The sequence below is a fragment of the Corynebacterium sp. MSK074 genome (assembly GCF_030229735.1).
GTDB lineage: Bacteria > Actinomycetota > Actinomycetes > Mycobacteriales > Mycobacteriaceae > Corynebacterium.
This window is the reverse complement of sequence record NZ_JASPIX010000002.1, coordinates 209,167-232,993: the sequence shown is the minus strand read 5'-3', so window position 1 is coordinate 232,993 and position 23,827 is coordinate 209,167. Positions and strand designations below refer to the sequence as shown.

Here is a 23,827-nt window from a genome sequence, read left to right as displayed (position 1 = left end):
GGATTACTCCCTCCCCCGGTAGCTCATGAGTGCGGCCAGCTGATCGGGGTCTAGCTCGGTAAGCCAGCCCTCGCCTTCGCCCACCACGGCGCCGGCCAGCTGCGTCTTACCGTCCAAGATATCCTGGATGGATTCCTCCAGCGTACCTGCGGTGATCATCTTATACACCTGCACATTGCGGCGCTGGCCAATGCGGAAGGCACGGTCCGTCGCCTGGTTTTCCACCGCCGGGTTCCACCAGCGGTCCATGTGCACGACGATAGAGGCGGCCGTGAGGTTCAGGCCGGTGCCGCCCGCCTTGAGCGATAGGATCATCGCCGGCGGGCCGTCCTCGGACTGGAAGTCCTCCACCATCTGGTCGCGCTTATTCTTGCTTACCCCGCCGTGCAGGAAGGGGATCTCGCGGCCGAGCTGGTCGCTTAGGTAAGGCTGCAAGATATCACCAAAGGCCTTGTACTGGGTAAACACCAGGAGACGCTCGCCGGATTCGGTGGCCTCATCCACGATGCGCATGAGCTCTTTGACCTTGCCGGAGCGGTGCTTTCCCTTGAGCACCACCGGTGAGTTATCGCCTAGGTAGTGCGCGGGGTGATTACAAATCTGCTTAATGCGGGTGAGTGAGGCCAGCACCAAACCGCGCTTATTGATGCCCGTCGCTTCCTGCAGGTCCTTTTTCACCTGGTTGACCAGCGCCTTATACAGGGCAGCCTGTTCGGTGGTCATGGATACGGTGAGGATCTGCTCGGACTTTTCCGGCAGGTCATCGATGATATTCGGATCCGTCTTGACGCGGCGGAGGATAAACGGCGCGGTGAGCTGGCGCAGGCGCTCGGACATTTCCTCGTCATTATTGCGCTCGATGGCCTTAGCAAAGTGATTGCGGAAGAACGAAGCGGTGCCCAGCACGCCGGGATTGCAGAAATCCAGGATGGAGCGCATCTCCGAGAGGCGATTTTCCACCGGGGTGCCGGTTAGCGCCACGCGGTGTTCCGAGGGCAGCGAGCGCACGGCCTTGGACGAGCGGGTCGCGGAATTCTTGATGGCCTGGGCCTCGTCGAGGACAACGCGCTGCCAGCCGACTTCGCCCATGTCCTTAAAATCGCGGCCCACGGTGCCGTAGGTGGTGATGACGAGGTCGCACTCGCCGGCCTTCTTAATAAAGTCCTCGCCGCGCGGGCGGCTGGGACCGTGCTGCACCATGACCTTGAAGTCTGGGACGAAGCGCTGAGCCTCGCGGGCCCAGTTGCCCACCACGGACGTTGGTGCCACCACGAGCGTGGGACCGGTCTGCTCACCGCGGTCCTTTTCTACCGCGAGGAGGGACAGTAGTTGGAGGGTTTTGCCGAGCCCCATGTCGTCGGCAAGCACTGCTCCAATGCCACTGCGCGACATCCAGTACAGCCAGTCGACGCCGCGGCGCTGGTACTCGCGCAGCTCCGCATGCACAGTCGTAGGAATCTCCACGCGCTCCGGGGCGACCTTATCCACCCCGCCGAGCAGCGCCGTGTGCCAAGTGCTGCCGGTGAACTCGATGGGCTCTTGGGTCATGGACTCCAGCGCCAGCTCGCGCAGCTCGGCCACGGTGACCTGCTCGTGCTCCTCGCCGCCCTCGTTGAATTCTTGGCGGCGGCGCTCCACGTCCGCCATCAGAGCTTCCCACCCTGGCTGGTCGAGCTGCTTAGCCATCTCTGCGGAGGCTGCTAGCTGCTCGAGCTCCTTCTTCTTGCGCGCGATGGCCTTCTCCCGCAGCGCGTCCATGTAGCCGGAGACTTGGGAGACGACCTGCTTATCGGCCATGACCCACTTGCCGCGCAGCTGGATGAGGCCGGACTTGGAATTGACCAGGTCCTCCATCTCTTCCTCGGTCAGCTCCACATCGCCCACGGACATGCGCCAGTTATAGTCCACCAGCTTATTCATGCCGATGTGCTTCTTCGTGGCGGCTTCAGCCGGATCGCGGGCCTCGTGGGTTTCCAACTTGGCCTTAGTCTCCATCTGCGCCCAGGCTTTGGGAAGCATGACGGTCACGCCGCTGGCCTTGAGCTTATCCACCTCGTGGGTAATAAAGTGGGTGAGCTGGTGGGTTTCAAGGTAGACGTCCCAGTCGCCGTCGCCAGGCTGCGGCAGTTGCGCGGTCTCCCTCAGTGTGGGTGCGATGCGCACTGCTTTGCGGTGAGCCTCGCGCAGCTTTTCCACACTCGCCCTATCCAAACTCTGCGCCGACACCGGCCGCGGAGAATCCGTGCCCGAGCGAACCCGCACGCGCACTGGCCACTTGGCCGTATCCGGGTCATCGTCAAGCGGCTCCTCCACGATGTAGACCAGCTGGAGCTCTACCTCGTAAATGGAGTTCTTCCACTCATTGAGCCCGCGCAGCAGCTGCGATCGCCCCCGTCGGATCGGCCGCGTATCGAGCAGGGCGCGAGCAAACTCGTGCCATGGCATCGGCCGCGGCGCCTCCGCCACGGGCCGCAGCTCGCGGAAGGCAATCCAGTGGGTAAGCTCATCGGCCATATCATCCGACAGCGCACGGTTATTAACGTGCAAGATTCCTGGCGCGGCCGCCATCATCTCCGCGAGCCAGCCGCGCTCGCCCAAGCCGGAGGCCAGCTGCCACATGGGGAACCACTCATTGGCCTGGTAAGCCAGCCGGAAGGTCACCCGCCCGGCGCGCACAAACTTGCACAGGCCGCTGTAGGCGTGGATGAGCCACTGGAGGTCTGGCGCGATGGTGGCGGGCGGCTTGTGGTTCAGGTGCTCCATTTGGGCAAGCGCCGCCACGGCCTCTTCGGGTCCGAACATCGCCATGGGCACCATCAGGGAGACATCCTTGCCCTTTGGCGTACGCAGCGATACCCGCGCTCGGTTGCGGAAGGATTTCTGCGCCAAGATGGACTCCACCGCTGGCGGGAAGGTGCCCTCGGGGACGGCGTTGGGCATGACGATCTTGTGTCCTTCTACCTGTTCAATCCATAGACCTAGTCCCGTAACGGGGAGCCACAGTCCATGCACGAGGTAAGAAGCCATAGCCGCCAGCATAGCAGCCCCTTTTGGTTTTGTTACAGGCTCGTTATGTTCCACCCTTTTCCCAGTTGAACGACAGAAAATCGAAACGGAGATCTGCGCCACACCTGTATTTTCGCTTGGGTTAACCTTGTGACCCCGTTAACGTGAGAATGTCATCACACATCTACAAGGAGTAAATCGTGCAAGATTCAACTTGGTACGTCATTGCGATGATCGTGTATCTCCTCGCAATGGCAGCCATTGGCTATTGGAGCTACAAGCAAACCGATCAATATGACGATTATGTTTTGGGCGGCCGTGGTCTGCACCCATTCGTAGCGGCTCTCTCCGCAGGCGCTTCCGACATGTCCGGCTGGCTCCTCATGGGCCTGCCTGGCGCGCTCTTCCTCTCCGGCATGTCCGAGCTATGGATGGCCATCGGCCTGCTCGTCGGCTGCTGGGCAAACTGGAAGTGGGTCGCACCGCGCCTGCGCTCCTACTCGGAGATCGCGGCCAACTCGATTACCGTGCCGTCCTTCTTTGAAAACCGCCTGCACGATAAGTCCCGTCTGCTGCGCATCATCTCTGCAGCTATCATCATCTTCTTCTTTACCTTCTACGTCTCCTCCGGCATGGTCTCCGGCGGCCGCTACTTTGAGTCCACCTTCGGTGGCGACTACCTCACCGGCATGCTCGTTATCGCCGCGGTGACCATCTTCTACACCTTCGTCGGTGGCTTCTTGGCGGTGTCCTACACGGACGTCGTCCAGGGCGTGCTTATGTTCGTCGCCCTGATGATCGTGCCGATTATGGCAATCGTCTCTCTCAGCGATCCTGCTTCCATCTTCTCTTTCGCAAGCAATAATGCCTACGGCACCGATGGCGTAGTGGAAAATGACAACTACTTCTCCATGTTCGCGGGCGTTTCCGCTGGCGTTATCATCGGCAACCTTGCCTGGGGCCTGGGCTACTTTGGCCAGCCGCACATCATCGTGCGTTTCATGGCGCTGCGCAAGCCTTCCGACGCCCGCCAGGGCCGCTTCTACGGCGTCACCTGGATGGGCCTATCCGTCATCGGCGCTATCTTCGTCGCCCTATCCGGTACCGTTTACTTCACCCAGACCGGCCACAGCATCACCGACCAGGAGAACTTCGAAACCATCTTCCTGGATATGGCGCAAGCCATGATGCACCCACTGCCCGCAGGCTTCGTCCTGACCGCGGTTCTGGCCGCCATTATGTCCACCATGTCGTCCCAGATGCTCGTCGTCTCTACTTCCCTCATCGAGGACCTCTTCCTCATCTTTGCTAAGAAGAAGCCAGGCGAGCAGGTCCTCATTAATCTCTCCCGCACCGCCATCGTCGCCATCGCGGTCATCGCCGCCCTGCTGGCAATCAACCCATCTGACTCCATTTTGGGTCTGGTTGGCTTCGCTTGGGCAGGCTTTGGTTCTGCCTTCGGCCCGATCATCTTGCTCTCCCTGTACTGGAAGCGCCTCAACTCCGCCGGTGCCATTGCAGGCATGCTTACCGGTGCAATCGTTGCTATTGGCTGGGGCATGTCTCCGCTTTCCGACGTCCTCTACGAAATCGTCCCAGGCTTCTTCCTGGCCCTCATCGTGGCGGTTATTGTCTCCAAGCTCACGAAGGAGCCTAAGCCAGAGGTTGTTGCCGAATTCGAAGAGTCCACCAAGCTGGCCAAGCTCGTGGAAAATGACTCCAACCTCGACTTCGAGGAAGCCGCAGAAAAGGTCACCGATAAATAGTCGGAACCACCCTGCGCTCCGCGCAGTCCAATAGGACATGAAGTCCTATTACTTGGCCGCGCTATCATGCATTACCGTTCTCATCGGCGCATGGTATGCGTGGCCTTTTCCACGTTTTGATGTTGCCACTCTCCCAGCTCGCCCCGAGGCCACCGGCTACGACCGCGAAGACTTCGGCATCTGGCAGCCCCACGGCGCCTGCACCACCCGCGAGGTCATTCTAGAAAGCCAATCAAGCGATCCCCTCCACGCCTGCCACGCCCGCAGCGGGACTCTTTATGACCCCTATAGTGGCACCACCATTCCCGCTACCTCTCCCATTGAGATCGACCATATCTTTCCCCTCTCCGCGGCCTATGACCTTGGCGCTTCCGAGTGGGACCGCGAAACCAAGGTCCGCTTTGGCAACGACCCGCTCAATCTCGTAGCTACCAGCCGTGAGCTCAACCAAGAAAAGTCAGACTCCCTCCCTGCGGATTGGCTTCCTCCCGCCAACCGCTGCGGTTATTCCCGGCGCCTCGCCGACATCGCTCGAAAGTACTCCCTTCCCCTGCCTTCCAAGGACGTGCGGGTTATGCAAAGGCAATGTCGGTTAGCCGTACTCACCGGGAATTGATTAGGGTTGACGTGGCAACTTTCCGCGATTGAAGGGTTCTTTCAATGACTTCTTTCCTTGTATTCCTCCACGTGGCCGCAGCCATTCTCTTGATCGGCCCAGTATGCGTATCCACCTCCAGCTTCCAGACCCAAATGGCCAAGGCGGCACAAGGCGACCACGCGGCGCTCGGTTCCGCTCGCGCCCTGTATAACATCACCAATACCTACGGCTACATCTCTGCCATCGTGCCTATCCTCGGCCTCGGCGTATTCCTGTCCGATATTGACGCTTACAAGTCCGCGGTCAATTTCCACATCGCCATCTTGGTTGCCATCGTCGCATGGTGCCTGCTCTTCTTCGTCATTCTGCCAAAGCAGAAGAAGGCAATGGCCGCCCTCGAGTCCACTGAATCCTTCGACTACGCGGCAGCAAAGAAGCCGCTGTCCGCATTCGGCGGCGTGTTCAACCTGCTGTGGATTGTCTGCCTTATCCTGATGTACGTCAACTTCTAAGTGGCCTTTTAGAGAGCCATTTACTCCTCTGGGACAGTATCTTCACTGTCCCCTTTCTCGTTTTTGAGCTCCTCCTTCAACTTTTGTGCTTCCTCGTGCGCATTTTGCCGACGCCGCTGCGTCGCCTGTGCCACAGTCTGCGCCCATCTCCGATTCTTCGGCGCGAGCGGTCCGCTGGCTTCGTCATAGACCCAAGTCGAGTCTTCAAAGAGCCAGACGACGTCCCCGCTAATCGGGTCTTTGATATAAAACGCCCGCCCATCAGTCTTAATGTTGTGGTGATGTTGACACAGGCAGGTCAAGTTCGCCGCCGAAGTAGGTCCTCCGTCAGCGAAATCATGCCGATGGTCCATCTGGGAAGCCATCGCCGGCCGCGTACATCCGGGCCACCGGCAGGTTCCATCGAGCCCTTCCACAAAGGCGCGAATATGCGGCGGAGTTACATAGTTTCCGCTTTCATCCTCCGCTGCTGCATCCATGTCGCGGACGGTCGTGGCCCGCGATTGCATGTCATCGGCAACCTCCGGTGAAACCCACCCCAAGCTTTGGACGAAGGCCGGAGCATCCGGCAGATCGCAGCGGTACATATTGAGCACCACCTTCGCCTTGGCTTCGGCCTCGCCGGTGAGCAACTCGACCGCAGCCTGAGCCAAGGAAATGTCCTTCTCCGTGGCCACACCGCGAATATTTCGGTCGATGATTTCGGCAGTCTCTAAGCCCACATCGAGGCACACTGCGGCCCACTCCCCGCCCGTAGGCTCGAGGTGATAGGACTCCTTGCGCCGCGGGTCGCGTGCGGCGATGGTGGGATCAAGGCGGACAATGAGCTCCCGCAGCTTTCGCCGCAGGTTGCGATGGGACGGTAATTTTTGGTTGGGACGTTTGGGGGTGAGGTAGGTGGTTAATTCGGCGTCGATAAGCAGGCATTGTTCGGTGCCAATCTCGCCCAACTTGGACAGCGTCTGGTCGATGGTAATTAAGCGGTCTAAATCTAAGTGGTAGTGCTCTTCCTGCCGGGCTTTAAGGCGCGGCAGCTCCTGTAATCGCTCAAAGGCGAAAATGATATTTCTAATTCGGGACTGCCGCGTTCCGGTGAGATCTGACAGTGATTGGCTAATTATTTCGATATCATCATCCGGGTCTGGATGCAGGCGCTTCCAGAGGAGGTATTCGGCCTTGCGGATGTCTGTTGCTGCTTGTGAGGTGGAATTTGCTGGATTGGTATTGGCAAAGTAGGGCGCATTCATGGACTTCCCCCGCAGAAGTTTCTCTAGAACATGTTTGCGCTTTCAGTATACAAAACCCCTCCGACACACTACCCCCGTTTATAGTAAAACCGCAGGTCAAAAGGCACGAAAAAATGGGCCTCCGAAAAGGCCCATTCAGTCGAAAATGCTAGTCTCGCCAGCGTCCACCGCGCTTGCGTCCGCCGCCGTGGTCACGGCGTGGCGGGCGGCCGGTGTCCTTTTGAATCTTGATCAGCTGGCCGGAAATACGGGTATCCTTCAGGCGGTCCAGCACTGCCGGGTCAAGGTTCTTTGGCAGGTCAACCAGGGTATGGCCCACCGCGATGGTGATGCGGCCGAAGTCCTTGGCCGACAATCCGCCTTCATTGGCGATGGCACCCACGATAGCTCCCGGGCGCACATTTTGCCGCTTGCCGACGTCCAGTCGGTACGTCTCAAAGTCTCCGTCCGGCCGCTTGGGGCCGCGGCCCTTGCCGCCGCCCTTGAAATCACGCTTGCGATCGTCGCGGCGTTCGCGGTCGCGCTTCGGCTTGGGAAGCGGCTTGTCTTCCATCAGGAAGTTCTTGCCGCCCTGCAGCATGACGGCGAGGGCTGCGGCAATGTCATCCATGGCCGCGTTATTGTCCTCGGAGTATTTGCGCACCAAGGTGCGGAAGAAATCCGCCTGCTTATTGTCCATGGAGTTGGTAATGGACTGCGCAAACTTTTCCTTGCGCTTTTCATTGACCTCATCGACGGACGGCAGGTCCATCTCTTCCAGGCGGGCGTTGGTCACGCGCTCGATGGAGCGCAACATGCGGCGCTCGCGCGGGGTGACGAACAGGATGGCTTCGCCGGAGCGGCCCGCGCGGCCGGTGCGGCCGATGCGGTGCACGTAGGACTCGGTATCGTTCGGGATATCGAAGTTGACCACGTGCGTGATGCGCTCGACGTCGAGGCCACGGGCGGCGACGTCGGTAGCCACGAGGATGTCTAGGCGGCCATCCTTGAGCTGATCGACGGTACGCTCACGCTGCGCCTGTGCAATATCGCCGTTGATGGCGGCGGCGCTGAAACCGCGGTCACGCAGGGTCTGGGCTACCTCTTCGGTCTCGTGCTTGGTGCGGCAGAAGACGATGATGGCGTCGTAATTGATGACCTCAAGGATGCGGGTGAAGGCATCCATCTTTGCGCGGTGCGGGATAAGGAGGAAGCGCTGCGTGATGTTGTCATTGGTGCGGCGCTCGGACTTCACCGTGACCTCGGCGGGGTTGTCGAGGTACTGCTTAGAAAGGCGCCGGATAGCGTTCGGCATGGTGGCCGAGAAAAGCGCCACCTGCTTGCGGTCCGGGGTGTCTTCCAGGATGCGCTCGACGTCTTCTTGGAAGCCCATGTTCAGCATCTCATCGGCCTCATCGAGGACGAGGAACTGCAACTGGGACAGGTCCAGCGAGCCCTTCTCCAGGTGGTCGATGACGCGACCCGGGGTGCCCACGATGACCTGCGCACCGCGGCGCAGACCGGATAGCTGAATGCCATAGGCTTGGCCGCCGTAGATAGGCAGCACCTCGACACCCTTGAGAGACTCGGCGAAGGACTGGAAGGAGTCCGCCACCTGCAGGGCCAGCTCGCGGGTTGGGGCGAGCACGAGTGCCTGCGGATGACGGGCCTTGGTGTCAATCTGCGACAGAACCGGCAGCGCGAAGGCTGCGGTTTTGCCGGTACCGGTCTGGGCAAGGCCAACTACGTCGCGGCCTTCCATCAAGATCGGGATGGTTTCTTCCTGAATGGGGGAAGGCTTGGTGAAGCCTACTTTCGCAACGGCCTCCAGAATTTTCTCTGGCAGGCCAAGATGCGCGAACCCCTGGGAGTTGTCGTTGGCTGAATCTTCGGACTCAGCGCCGGTGTCCTCAGAAGTATTCGCAGCCCTGGTGTCCTTGGTGACACCTTGCGAGTTGTCCTGAGATTCCGACTTATTAAAATCTTCCGGCTCGTTGACGCCGCCGGTGGCGTTATCGGTAATGCTCATTGCTTCACCAACCCTACGCGATTGCAGCCACAAACTCCATTGCGCAGCTCCTCGGCTTTCCTAGCCCAGATTTCCTGCAATGTTCGAAGCAGTTCGAAAACACCGAAGCGTGGCGTCGCGTCCTTCTTCTAAGGTGCAGTTCATGTCTCATCCACGCCCACGGTTCCTTTACGACCAAGCACGTATCCGTGCCAAGCTAAGTTCGTATCCAGGGTTCAGCACGGAACTGGACCCTCCGGTAGATCTTTATCTGTCCTCGCTGTCTACGGGCCTGATCTACCCCACTAGGCGCAGCCGTCGGCCACAGCATGGCGAGTTTGTACACATTACAGACCGCCGCTTTCACCTAAACCCCGTTTTTCGCATAACTAAGGTGGAGGACAATTTTGAGTTTTATGTGGTGGAGCTAGATCCAGTGCGCTTTCACCGCACTGAATACGCCGCACGTCCTAAGCTTCTTAGCCTTGGCAGCGTGGTGGACAACGAGAAAACTACTTACTTTCCGGTGGAGTTTGATTTCGCATCTCGTGCCAAGTTTGTGACTTTTAGTGCTGTCGATAAGCCTAAGGTAGGCCGCCTATACTCCTGCTTTACTTCACGGCCTCGGCACCCTTTATGCCTGCGCATAGAATCCACGGAGGACAACAATGGGCTGGTGCGCGCCCAGGTGAGCGAGCTCTATAGCGACTTTGAGCGCGGAGAAAGAAAAGGACCGCGAAAGGACTACGGCCCCGATAACCTCCCCTACCGGCCACCGGCTATCACCCGCACGGACGTAGAGATAGAGCTAGGGCGCTTCCGTCGCCTCTACGACCCAGAGTCATGGACTGTTCATGGTGCACAAGACGAAGAAACCCTCTTTATGGTAGAAGATCCGGATGGATCGCGGGCGGTCTTTATCGGCAAAAAAGACGCGTGGCTGCATATGACAAAAGAAAAAGGCCGCCGACTATATCAGATAGCGGCGACCTTTCTAGAGGAGCGCTAGGCTCCGGCGATAAAGGCGCGATAGCTCAGTGGCATGCCTGGGCGGTAGGCCAGGTGCACGGCGCTGGGTGCGTCGAGCACGTGCAGGTCCGCGGCGGCGCCCTCCACGATCGTGCCCTTAGCGGGGCGGCCCTGCGGGTCGAGGCCGTTGCCCACGTTGTGGCGGCGCAGGGCGGTCGCTCCGCCGGTGGTGGCGGCGTGGATGGCCTCATCGACGGAGAGGTGTTGCTGCAGGACCGCGGTGGTCACGCAGTAATTCATCGAGGAGGTATAGGACGTGCCGGGGTTGAGGTTGGAGGCGATGGCGAGGGTAGCGCCGGCGTCGAGAAGCGTGCGGCCCGGGGCGAGCGGTTCGCGGGTGGACAGGTCGCATGCCGGCAGCATGGTGGCCACGGTATCGGAATTGGCCAGCAGCTCCACGTCCTCGTCGGTTAGGTGATTGACGTGATCCACGGACGCTGCGCCGAGCTCCACGGCTAGGGCAACGCCTGGCCCCTCGCCCAGCTGGTTGCCGTGCACGCGCAGGCCGAGGCCCAACTTCTTACCGGCCTCCAGCACGCGGCGGGATTGTTCCTCGTTGAAGGCGCCGCGCTCGCAGAAGACGTCGATCCACTGCACGTAGGGAGCAACGCCCTCGAGCATGGGGCCAACGACCTCGTCGAGGTACTCCTCTGCGTCCGCTCCCGGCGGGACCAGGTGCGCGCCCAAGAAGGTCACGTCATCGACGTGGCGGGAGGCTACCTTGGCGGCCTCCACCTCGGACTCGGTATTGAGGCCGTAGCCGGTCTTGGTCTCAAAGGTGGTGGTGCCTCCGCGGCGGCCGGCGGCCACGCGGTCCGCCACCAGCTTGTCTAGGCGGTCGGTGCCGGCCTGACGGGTAGCGTCCATGGTCACGGCGATGCCGCCTGCTTCATAGGAACCGCCGGAGATGCGGGCCTCGAATTCGGCGGAGCGGTCACCGTCAAAGACCATGTGGGTGTGCGAATCTACCCAGCCGGGCAGGACGGCGCGGCCGCCCAAGTCCACCTTTTCGTCGGCCGCCGGCGCCTCGGAGGCTGGGCCGACCCAGGCGATGGTGCCGGATTGGGCGATAATGGCGGCGTCGTTAAGCGTGCCACGCTCGCTGACCGTACGGAGTTCTGAAATGCCGGTAAAAAGTGTGCTCATCTAGTCCCTTGCCTTGAATTCCATCGGAATGCGGACGCCGCGCTCGTCGGCGACCTCCTTTGCGCGAGTGTAGCCGGAATCGACGTGGCGGATAACGCCCATGCCCGGGTCATTGGTGAGCACCGCGCGCAGCTTGGCCGCGGCGAGCTCGGTGCCGTCTGCAACGGTGACCTGGCCGGCGTGGATGGAGCGGCCCATGCCCACGCCTCCGCCGTGGTGGAGGGAAACCCAGGTAGCGCCGGAAGATACGGCGGTCATCGCATTGAGCAGCGGCCAGTCAGCCACGGCATCGGTGCCATCGAGCATGGCCTCGGTTTCGCGGTACGGGGAGGCCACGGAGCCAGAATCCAGGTGATCACGGCCGATGACGATCGGCGCCTTGATCTTGCCCTCGCGCACTAGGTCATTAAAGAGCAGGCCGGCCTTGTGGCGTTCGTTGTAGCCCAGCCAGCAAATGCGAGCCGGCAGGCCCTCGAATTCGACGTATTCTTCGGCGGCGTCGAGCCAGTTGTGCAGGTGCTCGTTGTCCGGGAAGAGCTCCTTGAGCGCCTGGTCGGTGACCTTGATGTCCTCCGGGTCGCCGGAAAGCGCGGCCCAGCGGAAGGGGCCCAGGCCCTCGCAGAAGAGCGGGCGAATATAGGCCGGAACGAAGCCCGGGAACTCGAAGGCGCGCTGGTAGCCGGCCTTGCGGGCCTCATCGCGGATCGAGTTGCCGTAGTCGAAGACCTCGGCACCCTCATCCTGGAACTCGACCATGGCCTGGACCTGGGCGGCCATGGACTCGCGAGCCTTCTTGGTAAAGGTGGTCGGATCCGCCTTGGCCTCGTTGTGCCAGTCTTCCATGGTGATTTCAGAAGGCAGGTAGGACAGCGGGTCATGTGCGGAGGTCTGGTCCGTGACGATATCTACGGTAAATTCCCCGGCGCGCTGGCGGCGCAGGATCTCCGGAAAGACTTCAGCGGCGTTGCCCACGAGGCCGACGGACAGGGCCTTCTTGTTTTCCTTGGCATCCAGGACCAGCTTCAGGGCCTCGTCGAGGTCGGTGACAACCTCATCTAGGTAGCGCTTGTGCTGACGACGCTTCAGGCGGGTCTCGTCCACGTCCACGATAAGGCAGGCGCCGCCGTTGAGGGTGACGGACAGCGGCTGTGCGCCGCCCATGCCGCCGCAGCCACCGGTCAGGGTAAAGGTGCCAGCCAGGCTGCCACCGAAACGCTTCTTCGCCACGGCCGCAAAGGTCTCGAAAGTGCCCTGCAGGATGCCCTGGGTGGCGATGTAGATCCACGAGCCGGCCGTCATCTGGCCGTACATCATGAGGCCTTCATCCTCGAGCTTGCGGAAGTGCTCCCAGTTAGCCCAGTCTCCCACGAGGTTGGAGTTAGCGATGAGCACGCGCGGTGCCCACTCGTTGGTCTTCCAAATGCCCACCGGCTTGCCGGACTGCACCAGCAGGGTCTCATCGGACTCGAGGTCCTTGAGGGATTCAACGATGGCGTCGAAGGCTTCCCAGCTGCGTGCTGCGCGGCCGGTGCCGCCATAGACCACGAGGTCCTCGGGGCGCTCGGCAACCTCCGGGTCGAGGTTATTCATGAGCATGCGCAGGGGCGCTTCGGTCTGCCAGGACTTGGCGGACAGTTCGGTTCCGCGCGGCGCGCGTACTTCGCGTGGTTGAGACATGGCTTCCTTTCGTCGTGCTTTTCTGACGCCTTCCCAAGCCCCCTAGGCCGGTGTCCCGGGGCTGTCCCCGAGGACTTGTTCAGCGTCACATGCCACAAGGTACTGTGACCTAGCCCTATGTACCATGCCACACAAACCCGAACTGTCTCGTATATGAGACACCCGCGGAATGATCTACGATGGCCTGCATGCGTCGGTTCATCCCCCTCCTTTCCGTGGCCCTCCTCGCCGCTTGTTCCACCCCCGCCGAGGAACCGCAGCCACCCCACTATGTAGCGCTGGGAGATTCCTATGCGGCCATGGGCTCGACCACGCTGCCACTAGATCCGCCCAATACCTGCGTGCGCGCACAGGATTCCTACCCCGAGCTCGCGGCCAAGGAGATGGGCGCAGAGCTCACCAATGTCGCCTGCCAGGGCGCTAGCACCCTCGACGTGCTTTCCTCGGCCGGCGAGCACCCCGCCCAGGTGGACGCCCTACGCGAGGACACCGACCTGGTGAGCCTATCCATCGGCGGCAATGACGCCAGCTTCGTGCGCCTTACCCAGTGCGCCACGGACGATATCTGCCAGGCGCAATCCGGCGCGCAGATTGACCTGGAAATCCGCGATCTGCCCCGCCGGCTGGACAAGGTTTACGAGGAGATTCGCCGCCGCTCCCCTAATGCGAAGATCCTCGCCACCGGCTACCTTCCGCTGATAAAGCGCGGGGAGACCTGCCCCTACATAGAAAAAATCCCGGCCAGTGACCGGGAATGGTTGGCAGGCTCCATCGAGCGCATCAACCAGGCGGTGCGCGAGGCCGCCGAGCGCAATGGGGCTACTTACGTGCTTGCCGACGCCGCCCTAGACCACACCGCCTGCTCCCCCTCGCCGTGGGTGGATTTTACGGGCAAGGACACCAATTCCTTCCCCATGCACCCCACCCACGCGGGCCAGCAGGCCATGGCCAAGGAGCTACGCGCTGCCCTCTAGCCCGGCGCGCGCGGCGTCATCGGAACCGGGAACGCGCATCTCGAACCGCTCTGTGACCACGGTGTAGTCAAAGTAACCCATGCGCGCAATGGGCTTAATCTTGAGGATATCGAGCTTGCCGTCCTCATCGATGACGGATTCATCGATGTGAATGGTCTTGACATCCGCCACCACAAGGTCGATGGTGCCCACCTTGGAATTGCCGGGCACCCGCAAGGAGGTCTTGTACTGACACTCGAACTTCACTGGCGATTCCTTCACCATGGGAATGCGGTGGTTGTCCGCGTATTCCTTGGTCACGGAAAGGCGATCCCATTCGCTTTCGCCGTAATCCAGTACTTGGGCGGATTTATTGACCTCTTCACGCAGGTCATAGGTAGCCATATTCCATACGAACCAGCCGGTTTCCTCGGCATTGAGGACCGTGTCCTTGCGGCGGCCATCCGGGTACTGGTTAGCCGAGAACATCACCATAGGTGGATCGAAGGTGAGGTTTTGCCACTGGCTGTAGGGGGCGATATTTTCGCGCCCTTGGCCGTCGACGCTAGAGAGCCAACCAATGGGCCTTGGAACCGTGCTCGCCTTAAAGGGCGAAAATGGCAAGGGGTTAGGTTCGGTCTGTGGATGCCAAGAAATGGTCGACATATTAACCACGCAGCTTTCCAGTAGCGTCCTCGACGGCGTCGATAAGAGCGCCCTCCTTGACTAGGCGTACAGTCTCCTCGATTTCCGGGGACAGGTATCGGTCTACGCCGGGGCCTTCGACAGTCTCGCGCAACTTCTCAATCACCGCGCCGGTGCCCTTGGCCGGGGTGCCCTCGCGCATGTCGATGGCGCGGGCGGCAGTGAGGATCTCTACGGCGAGCACCCGCTGCAGGCCATCGACAGCCTTGCGCAGCTTGCGGGCAGCGGACCAGCCCATGGACACGTGGTCTTCCTGCATGGCCGAAGACGGAATGGAATCAGCCGAGGAGGGGTTAGCCAGGTGCTTCATCTCACTGACGATGCCAGCCTGGGCGTACTGCGCGATCATGTGGCCGGAGTCCACACCGGGGTCATCAGCAAGGAAAGCATTCAACCCGCGGTTGCGCGCTGGGTCCAAGAAGCGGTCGGTGCGGCGCTCGGAAATGGACGCCAAGTCCGCGGTGACGATAGCGAGGAAATCGAGCGCATAGGCCACCGGTGCACCGTGGAAATTGCCATTAGAGACCACGCGGCCGTCCTTGGTCACCACCGGGTTATCCACCGCGGCGGCGAGCTCGCGCTCCGCCACCTGGACGGTGTGGGCCAGGGTATCGCGGAACCCGCCGGCAACCTGCGGGGCGCAGCGCACGGAGTAAGCATCCTGCACCTGGTTCTTCTTGAACTCCTCAAGCGCGGCCTCCAGGATCTCCGAGCCTTCAGCCACCTGGAGGATATTCGCTGCGGCATCGGCCTGGCCTGGGTGCGGGCGCAACTGCTGCAGGTCATCGGCAAAGACCACGAGGGTGCCGAGCAGTCCTTCCACGGTCATGGCGGTGGCAATATCGGCGGTCTTGGCTGCCGCGCGTAGATCCGTAATGGCCAGGCAGAGCTGGCCGAGCATGCCATCGGTGCCGTTAATAAGCGCGAGGCCTTCCTTCTCGCGCAGCTGCAGCGGTTCAATGCCGGCCGCGGCCAGGGCGTCGCCCGCATCCTTGAGCTCGCCGTTGACACGCACCTCGCCCTCGCCCAGCAGGGCCAGCGCGCAGTGAGCCAGCGGCGCCAAGTCGCCAGAGCAGCCGAGCGAGCCGTACTCGCGCACCACCGGAACGATGCCAGCGTTCAGCGCCTTGGCATAGGTTTCTACCACCACAGGGCGCACGCCGGTGCGACCGGTACACAGGGTGGACAGGCGCAGCAGCATCAGTGCACGGATAACTTCTTCTTCCACCTCCGGGCCAGTTCCCGCAGCATGCGAGCGGACCAGGGAAAGCTGCAGCTGGGCGCGCATTTCCTCTGGAATGTGGCGGCGGGCAAGTGCACCAAAGCCGGTGGAAATGCCATAGACCGGGGTGGGATCCTGCGCTAGTTCTTCCACGCGCTCACGGGTCGCGGCTACCTCTTCGAGAGCCTCGGGCGCAATCTCCACCTTCGCCCCATAGCGGGCAACAGCAACGACGTCTTCGATGCTCAGCGCACCAACGTTGACGGTCACGGTGGATGGGTAGGCGTTAGGCATGACAATCTCCTTGTTCTGGATCAATAGCTAAAAATGTGTCGCGCGACAGCCCAACGCGATAGATGTATGCTACATCATATTTTTGCCATGTGAGGATGGGAAACCTAACCGGCGGACTTTTTGCCATAGATACGGCGAGAAAGATCCTTAGCCAATATCGTTAGGCGGTCCACCACCACCCCCTCTTTCGCTAGGTTTTCCTCGTTTATGGAAAAGGTCACGGCCAGTGACGCGGAAGGGCGTCTGAGGTGATCCATAACGGCTACCGCGACCGTTGCTTGCCCTTTAGAAATTTCTTCCCTTTCCTCTGCCCACCCACGAGCACGAAAGACATCCACCTGCTTCTTATAGGGAGAGAAATAGGCAGATGCCCCCTTATCGGAAAAGGCGGCACGCACCTCACTGTCTGACTGGTAGGCCATCATAATCTTTCCGGAAGCAGTCTTATACGCAGGCAAGCGCACCCCCTTATCCGTCACCAAGGAAACGGCCCCCGGTGCTCGCACCTCTTGCAAATAGACAATCTCTGATCCAGACATGCGCGCAACGTGGCCCGAGCCGGCCACCACCGTTGCTATATCGCGCAGTTGATTAGTGGCTAGTCGTACGAGTGGCTGTTGCGTGGAATATGCCGAAGCCATGGCGTATGCAGCAAGCCCAAGACCGTAAGTTTGGTTTTCCTCGATGTGGACTACAAAGCCAGACTCCACCATTTCATTAAGCAGGTGATAGGTAGACGAGCGCGGTAGATCCAGCTCAGAACGGATACGACTGGCAGAAATGGGGACGTCAATAGTAGAAAGCAACCGCAAAATAGCGAGCACGTTTCTTGCCGCTGGGACCTGAGATTTAGCCACTGTCACCCATCCTCCGCTACCAATAACTGTTACTACACAGAAATAACTTACTTTTTAACAGTCTCACATACAAGACTTTCCACACGGTTCAGCTAGTGCTCCGTCTTGCCGCACTCCGTAACCTATCCCCCACAGAGTGTCACAGATTACATTCTGAAACCAATTGTGTGTCAGATTACCTATGAGATTGGAGGACCCTATGACTGGCCGCTACCCGGACGGAGACTTCTATGGATTTGAAAAGGACCTTCCCGCCGAGGAGCTAGAGATACTCCACAAGGTGCGCGAATGGACCCACGAGAAGGTTCGCCCTATCGCCACCGACTACTGGAACCGTTCGGAATTCCCCCATGAATTACTCCCCTCGATTCAAGACCTCGACATCATCAGCCTCGTACGCCACCAAGGCCGCTCCCACCTATTAGCTGGGCTCGTCACGGCAGAAATCCATCGCGCTGATGCCTCGGTTGGCACCTTCTTTAGCGGCCAGGATGGGCTGTTTACCGGTTCAATCGAGCTACTAGCCTCCGAAGAACAGAAAAAGCGTTGGCTCCCAGATATCTATGCGGTGAAAAAGACCGGCGTCTTCGCAATCACCGAGCCAGATGCTGGCTCCGATGTCGCCCAAGACATGTCCACCACCGCCAGGAAGGTCGATGGCGGATGGATCCTCAACGGCGCCAAGCGTTGGATCGGCAACGCTACATGGTCTGACTACGTCATCATCTGGGCTCGCGACCCAGAGGACAACCATGTCAAAGGATTCCTGGTGGATACCTCCTGGGAAGGCTACAAGGCCACCCTCATGGAAAACCGCATCGCGCTTCGCGCCGTCCAAAATGCTGATATCACGCTAAACGACGTCTTTGTTCCAGACGATTACAAACTGGCTCATGCCAATACCTTCAAAGACACCAACAAGGTATTAAAGTCCGCCCGCTCCACGGTGGGCTGGCAAGCAGTGGGACTACAAATGGGTGTGCTCGATACCGCCTTGGAATACACCGCTAATCGCAACCAATTTGGAAAACCACTGGCCAGCTTCCAAATAAACCAGTCCAAGCTATCCACCATCCTGGGCAATCTCATCGCCTCCGAGTCCATGATGGCAGCCCTATCGCGGTTGGAGGCTCGCGGAGAGACCCGTGGTGAACACTCTGCTCTAGCAAAGGCACACGTATCCAAGCTGATGCGCGAATCGGCTGCTCTTGGCCGAGAGCTGCTTGGCGGAAACGGCATCATTTCTGACTACACCGCCGCCAAGCACTTCTGTGATGCTGAGGCCATCTACTCCTACGAGGGCACTTTCGATATCAACCAACTGGTCGCGGCTCGATCCATTACAGGCCTTTCCGCTTTTGTCTAAACCACCTTCCCGAAAGGAGTTCCCTATGGTCACCACCGGACACCCACACTCCCTCGAAGGCCTGCGCGTACTGGATATGTCACGCGTACTGGCAGGTCCCTTTTGCTCAATGATTCTGGCTGACCTAGGGGCCGAGGTCATCAAGATCGAAACGCCTTGGGGCGATGATTCACGCAACTTTGGCCCAGACTTCAATGGTGATTCCGCCTATTACCGGCTGTTCAACCGATCCAAAAAGGGCATCACCCTAAACCTGAAAGAGGATTCGGATCTGGCTACTCTACGCGAGCTAGTCAAACGCGCAGACGTCCTCGTAGAAAACTTCCGCCCGGGAGTAATGGAAAAGCTGGGCATTTCTCCCGAATCCCTCATGGAGCTCAACCCGCAGCTCATCGTCACCAGTATTAGCGGTTTTGGTCAAACCGGATCGATGAGCAAGGCACCAGCCTACGATCTCGTCGCGCAAGCTATGAGCGGCATCATGTCCATTACCGGCTGGCCGGGAGGGCGCCCAACCCGCGTAGGAATCAGTCTGGGAGATCTAATCCCCGGACTCTACGGCGCCATTGGCACACTCGGCGCCTTGCAAGAGCGCCACCGAACCGGCTGCGGGCAGCACGTGGACGTCGCTATGTTTGACTCCCTTGTCTCCATTCTAGAGTCGGTGGCCATGCGCGACCTCTACGAGGACGAGGTACCTACGGCCGTCGGCAGCGACCATGCCATGACGGTTCCCTTCAGTACTTACCGTGTAGACGATGGCGAGGTGGTCATTGCCATCTTGAATGAGAAGCTCTTCGGCTGCCTCACGCGTGCCTTGGGCTTGGAGTACATGGTCGATGACCCGCGATATCACTCCAACGCCGCTCGCAAGGAGCGCCGCGAAGAGGTCCGTTCCATCATCGAGGACGCCCTGCGGGGCAAGACCGTCGAGCAAGCGCTCGCGCTGTTCCAGGAGCACGGAGTCCCCACTGCGCCGGTGCATTCCGTCGATGAGGCCTTGCACGGAGAAGTTGGCACCGAGCGCGACGTGCTTTTCACCGAATCCGATGGGTTCACCACCTTAAGCTCTCCTCTGCGCTTGACCGGCTCCCGCTCACCAGAGCCAGCTCCGCAGCTAGGCGAGCATAACTCCCTTATCCCCGAGTGGCTTGCTGAGCCGGCCCGCGGATGATTCTGAAATGGAGACACCATGACTGACACCAAGAATCCCCGTGCTGAAATCGCCACCCCTCCGGTGAAAAACACCTGGCGGTTCTTTGTCTATAGCGGGCTCGGCATTTTTGCATTCTTCGTTCCCTTCCCTATTGGGGAAGAAAACACCATCTTGCTGGATCACTTAGTGGGCTGGATTTCTGATTCCCTGGGCACTGGCTCGAAGTATGTAGTACTGCTGCTTATCATCGCCGGCGCCGTCACGCCCTTTATCACCGGAGGGTGGAAGACTTCTGCAGCCCGCGCGGTCTTTTCATTTCTGAATATCTTGGCAGTTGTCATCACGGTCATGCTGGTGTTCGACTTTGGTCCGGATTTTATTTTTAGAGAAGACCTTGGCCGCTTCCTCCTCAATAAGCTGGTCATTCCCGTTGGCCTTTTAATCCCAGTGGGTGCTATTTTCCTCGCGCTGCTCGTCGGTTTCGGCCTCATGGAGTACATGGGCGTATGGGTCCAGCCCATCATGCGTCCTCTCTATAAGACACCGGGCCGCTCTGCTATCGATGCAGTGGCCTCCTTCGTGGGCAGCTACTCGCTGGGGCTACTCGTAACTAACCGCGTCTATAAAGCCGGTGGATATACCGGCAAGGAAGCTGCCATTATCGCAGCCGGCTTTTCTACCGCCTCCGCCACATTCATGGTGGTCATTGCCCGCGCCCTTGACCTCATGAGTGTGTGGGGTATGTATTTCGGAGCCACCCTCATCGTCACCTTCCTGGTGACAATAATCATGGTGCGCATTCCACCCATCGCTACCATCCCAGAAGACTACTACCCCGGCGCGGAACCCAACCCGGAATCCGAGGTCGATGACAGCCGTGCGCACGCTGCCTGGGAAGAAGCTAAGACAGTTCTCCGTGATTCGCCACCGCTCTGGAAGGTACTTTGGCACAACTTTCGCGATGGCTTGCTCATGACCATGCAGGTTCTACCAGGCATCATGTCCGTAGGTTTCCTTGGCTTGGTAGTCGCCTTCTACACCCCGTTCTTTACTTATTTTGGCTACCTGTTCTACCCAGTGCTGTGGATTTTGGGAGTACCGGATCCGGGCCTTGGCTCCGAAGCACTTGCCATTGGCCTATCTGAGCTCTTCCTGCCAGCCACCTTGGTTGCCGGCGCGGAGTCCGATGTCCTAAGGCTTATTATCGCCATGGTGTCAGTCTCCCAGGTATTCTTCTTCTCCTCTATGGTGCCTTCCGTGCTGGCCACGGACATTCCACTGAGCATTAAGAACATCATCATAATCTGGTTCGAGCGCGTCATATTGTCCACCGTCATCGCCGCACCGTTTGCCTACGGCATCGCTGCGCTGATGTAATTCCCCGCCTAACATCGATAACCATGAACACCGAAAAAGCTGAACTTTTCACCCCCGCCCCCGAATGGTCCGGCCGCTCCGATGGCCCTGGCCCAGAACATGCCCGTTGGCATAGCGTTATCAATCAGTCCACCGACTCCCCCGCCCCGGTAACCCTCCTGGGCTTTGCCTCCGATGAGGGTGTGTTGCGCAATGGCGGCCGCCAAGGTGCAGCCGCAGGCCCGGCCGCGCTGCGTTCCGCGCTGGGTTCCTTGGCGGTGCACCATGCGCATGCGCTTGCCGACGCCGGCACGATCACCACCCAAGCCGACGACCTCGACGGCGCCCACGATGCGCTCTCCGATAAGGTGCAGGAACTCGTCGAAGCCGGCACCCTCCCCATCATTCTGGGCGGCGGTCACGAAACAGCTTTCGGCTCACACCGCGGCCTTTACCGTGCGGTGGGCGCCACCAAGATCATCAACCTAGACGCCCACTTCGATCTGCGCCGCGCCGATCAAGCCACCTCCGGCACCCCGTTCAAGCAGATTTCAGAGCTCACCGATGACTTCGACTACACCGTGCTGGGCATCTCCCTCCCCAATAACACCGCGGTGCTTTTCGACGAAGCCGAGTCCCTCGGCGTGGCCATCACCCTAGACGAAGAGCTGGTCAACCTCTCCCCAGCCGAGTGCGGCGAGCTTGCCGCCCGTGCTACCGAGGGCAAGGACAAGGTCCACCTGTCCATCGACCTCGACGTCCTGCCAGCATCCACCGCGCCGGGCGTATCCGCACCGGCGTCGCTGGGCGTCAGTTATGAGCGCATCCGCGCCATGGCCGTGGCTATTGCGCAAACGGGCAAGCTGGCCCTGGTGGACGTCGTCGAACTCAACCCCACCTTTGACATAGATAACCGCACCGCCAAGGCAGCGGCGCGGCTTATCGACGACATCGTAACGGCCCACCTCACTAGCTAAACCCCAACGGCGTTTGGTTTTACCTGGGCCGTGCAGTTTAACGGGTAGCTTTCTTACTCATCCAACGTTGGACTCCCCACCACATAGCGGGAGTAAAGGCGACGGCGATGAGCCAGTAGACAAGCCAGAAGCTACCCGCTAAGCCAGTCACTACAATGCCTATGAGCAGCAAAAGCGCTGCGCCAATACTAGCGACGACGCACTGTTTGAGACTACGTCGGTCGTCCTTAGGGCCGTTGTGGTGGCTGGCGCCAGAAACTTTCTGGTCTACGAATTGAATAATGTCTTTGCCAAAGACAACTGAAAAGGCAATATAAAAGGCCGCGAAACCGTGCATAAACTGCGCCGTACCACCTTGGCTCAGGCTCACATAGAAAAATACTAAGAGCAGCAGGTCGATAATTGGGGTCGCGGCCATAAGTATCAAGCCGAGTTTGCGCAGATTAAACACATAGCGCAAGAGGCAGCCAGCCACTAAGCACAGCCAAAAAGCTACCTCAGCTGCGATAGTGGCTATAAGCATCATTTCCCTCCAGCGATATCGATCCTCTTACCCGTCTTGGGTTCAACTTATCAAAACAGCAGGTGGGCAATCGGCGTGGCGATAAGAATGGTCAGCGCCACGCGCTCGAACCAGATGATGACCAGGTGGGTCAGCTTCACCGGGATCTTGGTTGCCAGGATGCACGGCACCAGCGCGGAGAAGAAAATGATGGCGGAGACTGCTACTACGCCGATGACGAACTTGAGCACCATGCTGTCGCTATCTGCCACTGCGGTGGCGGGCAGGAACATCTCCGCAATACCCATGGCCGCGCCCTTGCCGGCCTGGACCGGCTCCGGCAGCTGCACTACCCACGCGAATGGATAAAACAGGTAGCCAATCCACTCGAAGATGGGCGTAAAGCGCGCAAGCAGTAGGCCAATAAGGCCCACCGACATGATGGAAGGTACGATGGCCGCCGCCATGCGGACACCATCACGCAAGTTCTCCCAAATTGCTGCGGGCAGGGATGGCGCGCGCTGTAGCGCCAACATCGCCTCGCGCCACGCATTTTTCACTCGCGAGCCCTCTATCGACTTCTCCGGATCCGGTTTTACGCCCTCGCAATACTCATCAGGAATGGTGCGCAGCGGCGGAATACGCACCGTAATGGCCGTCACCAAGAAGGTCACTATCAGCGTGACCGCAAAGTAGGTGCCCCAAATGTTCATCAGGTCTAGCTGCTTGGCGACGATCACCATAAAGGCCGCAGAGACCGTCGAAAACCCGGTGGCAATAATCGCTGCTTCCCTACCGGTATAGCCACCTTTTTGATAAACGCGGTCCGTGACCAAAATACCCAGCGAATACGAGCCCACGAACGAGGCCACCGCATCAATCGCGGAGCGCCCCGGTGTCTTCCACACCGGCTGCATGATTGGCTGCATGAGCACACCGACAAATTCCAGCAGGCCAAAGCCAATCAAAAATGCCAAGAAAGCACCGCCAATCGGCACGATGAGGCCCACCGGAATCGCAATGGAGTTCCAGAGGAACGGCACCAGGTCTTCATCGCCCAGGACCCACGGCAGCGCATCGATGACCATAAGGAAGGAGACCACCGCGCCCACAATGTTGAGCACCGCAAAGACCGCCTGCAATACGCTTTCCTTAAACGCCCCAGTGGTAAAGCTGCGCACCGTGCCATAGACAGCAAGGGCAAAGATAATCCACGGCACCAGCGCCGGAATCCCCTCGCGCACCATGGTGACCATGTGGTCCAAAGGAATGGAACGCTTATCCTGGTACGTCACCGGCAGGAAGAATACGAACGCGCCGATGGCGCTATATAAAAAGAGTTTCCACCGTCCCCCAGGCTGCGGGATTTCCCCGTCGTGGCTCTGGTGCGAGGTGTAGACAGATTCGGTAGAAGTCACAGTAAAACCGTCCCCTCAAGCTTGCATACAAAAATCAAGCCCGCGTGACAGCC

Annotated in this window: 19 protein-coding genes; 9 read left to right on the top strand and 10 right to left on the bottom strand. The window is 59.7% G+C overall.

The window, feature by feature from the left end; genetic code table 11:
- Positions 1–3: 3 nt before the first annotated feature.
- Positions 4–3,027, bottom strand: a complete 3,024-nt coding sequence (locus QP965_RS03110) for a DEAD/DEAH box helicase (protein WP_502869234.1) — start codon at positions 3,025–3,027, stop codon at positions 4–6.
- A gap of 179 nt (positions 3,028–3,206) precedes the next feature.
- Between QP965_RS03110 and putP the strand changes: the two genes are divergently transcribed.
- From putP to QP965_RS03095, 3 genes are read left to right on the top strand one after another with little or no spacing between them, the layout of a single operon-like run.
- Positions 3,207–4,772 carry a sodium/proline symporter PutP gene (putP, locus tag QP965_RS03105; protein WP_284844035.1) on the top strand — a complete coding sequence of 522 codons (1,566 nt, stop codon included), beginning with the start codon at positions 3,207–3,209 and terminating at the stop codon, positions 4,770–4,772.
- Positions 4,773–4,809: 37 nt separating this feature from the next.
- The gene (locus QP965_RS03100; RefSeq protein WP_284767505.1) at positions 4,810–5,388 is read left to right on the top strand and encodes an HNH endonuclease family protein; all 579 of its coding nucleotides are present in this window, start codon (positions 4,810–4,812) and stop codon (positions 5,386–5,388) included.
- A gap of 44 nt (positions 5,389–5,432) precedes the next feature.
- Positions 5,433–5,882, top strand: a complete 450-nt coding sequence (locus QP965_RS03095) for a DUF2269 domain-containing protein (RefSeq protein ID WP_239277928.1) — start codon at positions 5,433–5,435, stop codon at positions 5,880–5,882.
- Positions 5,883–5,902: 20 nt separating this feature from the next.
- Here QP965_RS03095 and QP965_RS03090 read toward each other — a convergent pair whose 3' ends face one another.
- Entirely contained in the window at positions 5,903–7,129 is a 1,227-nt protein-coding gene (locus QP965_RS03090) for an HNH endonuclease signature motif containing protein (RefSeq protein ID WP_284844036.1), read from the bottom strand.
- A gap of 148 nt (positions 7,130–7,277) precedes the next feature.
- Positions 7,278–9,137 (bottom strand): DEAD/DEAH box helicase, encoded by a 1,860-nt coding sequence (locus tag QP965_RS03085; protein ID WP_284844037.1) that lies wholly within the window; start codon positions 9,135–9,137, stop codon positions 7,278–7,280.
- Positions 9,138–9,510: 373 nt separating this feature from the next.
- On the opposite strand from QP965_RS03085, the gene QP965_RS03080 reads away from it, so the two are divergent.
- A complete protein-coding gene (locus tag QP965_RS03080) occupies positions 9,511–10,125 on the top strand; it encodes a hypothetical protein (protein WP_284844038.1) in 615 nt (204 codons plus the stop codon).
- Here the strand turns inward: QP965_RS03080 and hutI are convergent.
- Positions 10,122–11,291, bottom strand: a complete 1,170-nt coding sequence (gene hutI, locus QP965_RS03075; protein ID WP_284844039.1) for an imidazolonepropionase — start codon at positions 11,289–11,291, stop codon at positions 10,122–10,124. The genes QP965_RS03080 and hutI overlap by 4 nt on opposite strands.
- The gene (hutU, locus tag QP965_RS03070; protein ID WP_284596961.1) at positions 11,292–12,968 is read right to left on the bottom strand and encodes a urocanate hydratase; all 1,677 of its coding nucleotides are present in this window, start codon (positions 12,966–12,968) and stop codon (positions 11,292–11,294) included.
- 188 nt (positions 12,969–13,156) lie between these two features.
- On the opposite strand from hutU, the gene QP965_RS03065 reads away from it, so the two are divergent.
- Positions 13,157–13,942: an SGNH/GDSL hydrolase family protein gene (locus tag QP965_RS03065; protein WP_284836446.1), complete on the top strand. Its 786-nt coding sequence runs from the start codon at positions 13,157–13,159 to the stop codon at positions 13,940–13,942.
- Here QP965_RS03065 and QP965_RS03060 read toward each other — a convergent pair.
- The 3 genes from QP965_RS03060 to QP965_RS03050 form a co-directional block, all read right to left on the bottom strand.
- Positions 13,925–14,587: a flavin reductase family protein gene (locus QP965_RS03060; protein WP_239277922.1), complete on the bottom strand. Its 663-nt coding sequence runs from the start codon at positions 14,585–14,587 to the stop codon at positions 13,925–13,927. The two genes, QP965_RS03065 and QP965_RS03060, sit on opposite strands and share 18 nt — an antisense overlap.
- A 1-nt stretch (position 14,588) precedes the next feature.
- Entirely contained in the window at positions 14,589–16,142 is a 1,554-nt protein-coding gene (gene hutH / locus QP965_RS03055; RefSeq protein WP_239277920.1) for a histidine ammonia-lyase, read from the bottom strand.
- A 104-nt stretch (positions 16,143–16,246) separates the two neighbouring features.
- Complete coding sequence (locus QP965_RS03050; protein WP_239277919.1) at positions 16,247–16,999, bottom strand: IclR family transcriptional regulator; 753 nt, start codon at positions 16,997–16,999, stop codon at positions 16,247–16,249.
- Positions 17,000–17,198: 199 nt separating this feature from the next.
- On the opposite strand from QP965_RS03050, the gene QP965_RS03045 reads away from it, so the two are divergent.
- From QP965_RS03045 to hutG, 4 genes are read left to right on the top strand one after another with little or no spacing between them, the layout of a single operon-like run.
- Positions 17,199–18,365 carry an acyl-CoA dehydrogenase family protein gene (locus tag QP965_RS03045; RefSeq protein ID WP_284791843.1) on the top strand — a complete coding sequence of 389 codons (1,167 nt, stop codon included), beginning with the start codon at positions 17,199–17,201 and terminating at the stop codon, positions 18,363–18,365.
- A gap of 25 nt (positions 18,366–18,390) precedes the next feature.
- Positions 18,391–19,539, top strand: coding sequence for a CaiB/BaiF CoA transferase family protein (locus QP965_RS03040; protein WP_284844040.1), 1,149 nt, complete (start codon positions 18,391–18,393; stop codon positions 19,537–19,539).
- A gap of 18 nt (positions 19,540–19,557) precedes the next feature.
- On the top strand, positions 19,558–20,898 hold the full coding sequence (locus QP965_RS03035) for a YjiH family protein (protein WP_284844041.1): 1,341 nt from the start codon (positions 19,558–19,560) through the stop codon (positions 20,896–20,898).
- A 23-nt stretch (positions 20,899–20,921) separates the two neighbouring features.
- Complete coding sequence (gene hutG, locus QP965_RS03030) at positions 20,922–21,854, top strand: formimidoylglutamase (protein WP_284844042.1); 933 nt, start codon at positions 20,922–20,924, stop codon at positions 21,852–21,854.
- Between the two features lie 37 nt (positions 21,855–21,891).
- On the opposite strand, the gene QP965_RS03025 is transcribed toward hutG, so the two are convergent.
- On the bottom strand, positions 21,892–22,329 hold the full coding sequence (locus QP965_RS03025; protein ID WP_284844043.1) for a hypothetical protein: 438 nt from the start codon (positions 22,327–22,329) through the stop codon (positions 21,892–21,894).
- 98 nt (positions 22,330–22,427) lie between these two features.
- The gene (locus QP965_RS03020) at positions 22,428–23,774 is read right to left on the bottom strand and encodes a YjiH family protein (protein ID WP_284844044.1); all 1,347 of its coding nucleotides are present in this window, start codon (positions 23,772–23,774) and stop codon (positions 22,428–22,430) included.
- Positions 23,775–23,827 lie beyond the last annotated feature (53 nt).

Excerpts from the sequence above, each read along its gene's own strand:
- QP965_RS03110 (WP_502869234.1), bottom strand. The coding sequence starts at position 3,027 with ATGGCTTCTTACCTCGTGCATGGACTGTGGCTCCCCGTTACGGGACTA.
- QP965_RS03100 (WP_284767505.1), top strand. The coding sequence starts at position 4,810 with ATGAAGTCCTATTACTTGGCCGCGCTATCATGCATTACCGTTCTCATC.
- QP965_RS03095 (WP_239277928.1), top strand. The coding sequence starts at position 5,433 with ATGACTTCTTTCCTTGTATTCCTCCACGTGGCCGCAGCCATTCTCTTG.
- QP965_RS03090 (WP_284844036.1), bottom strand. The coding sequence starts at position 7,129 with ATGAATGCGCCCTACTTTGCCAATACCAATCCAGCAAATTCCACCTCA.
- QP965_RS03085 (WP_284844037.1), bottom strand. The coding sequence starts at position 9,137 with ATGAGCATTACCGATAACGCCACCGGCGGCGTCAACGAGCCGGAAGAT.
- hutI (WP_284844039.1), bottom strand. The coding sequence starts at position 11,291 with ATGAGCACACTTTTTACCGGCATTTCAGAACTCCGTACGGTCAGCGAG.
- hutU (WP_284596961.1), bottom strand. The coding sequence starts at position 12,968 with ATGTCTCAACCACGCGAAGTACGCGCGCCGCGCGGAACCGAACTGTCC.
- QP965_RS03065 (WP_284836446.1), top strand. The coding sequence starts at position 13,157 with ATGCGTCGGTTCATCCCCCTCCTTTCCGTGGCCCTCCTCGCCGCTTGT.
- QP965_RS03060 (WP_239277922.1), bottom strand. The coding sequence starts at position 14,587 with ATGTCGACCATTTCTTGGCATCCACAGACCGAACCTAACCCCTTGCCA.
- hutH (WP_239277920.1), bottom strand. The coding sequence starts at position 16,142 with ATGCCTAACGCCTACCCATCCACCGTGACCGTCAACGTTGGTGCGCTG.
- QP965_RS03045 (WP_284791843.1), top strand. The coding sequence starts at position 17,199 with ATGACTGGCCGCTACCCGGACGGAGACTTCTATGGATTTGAAAAGGAC.
- QP965_RS03040 (WP_284844040.1), top strand. The coding sequence starts at position 18,391 with ATGGTCACCACCGGACACCCACACTCCCTCGAAGGCCTGCGCGTACTG.
- QP965_RS03035 (WP_284844041.1), top strand. The coding sequence starts at position 19,558 with ATGACTGACACCAAGAATCCCCGTGCTGAAATCGCCACCCCTCCGGTG.
- hutG (WP_284844042.1), top strand. The coding sequence starts at position 20,922 with ATGAACACCGAAAAAGCTGAACTTTTCACCCCCGCCCCCGAATGGTCC.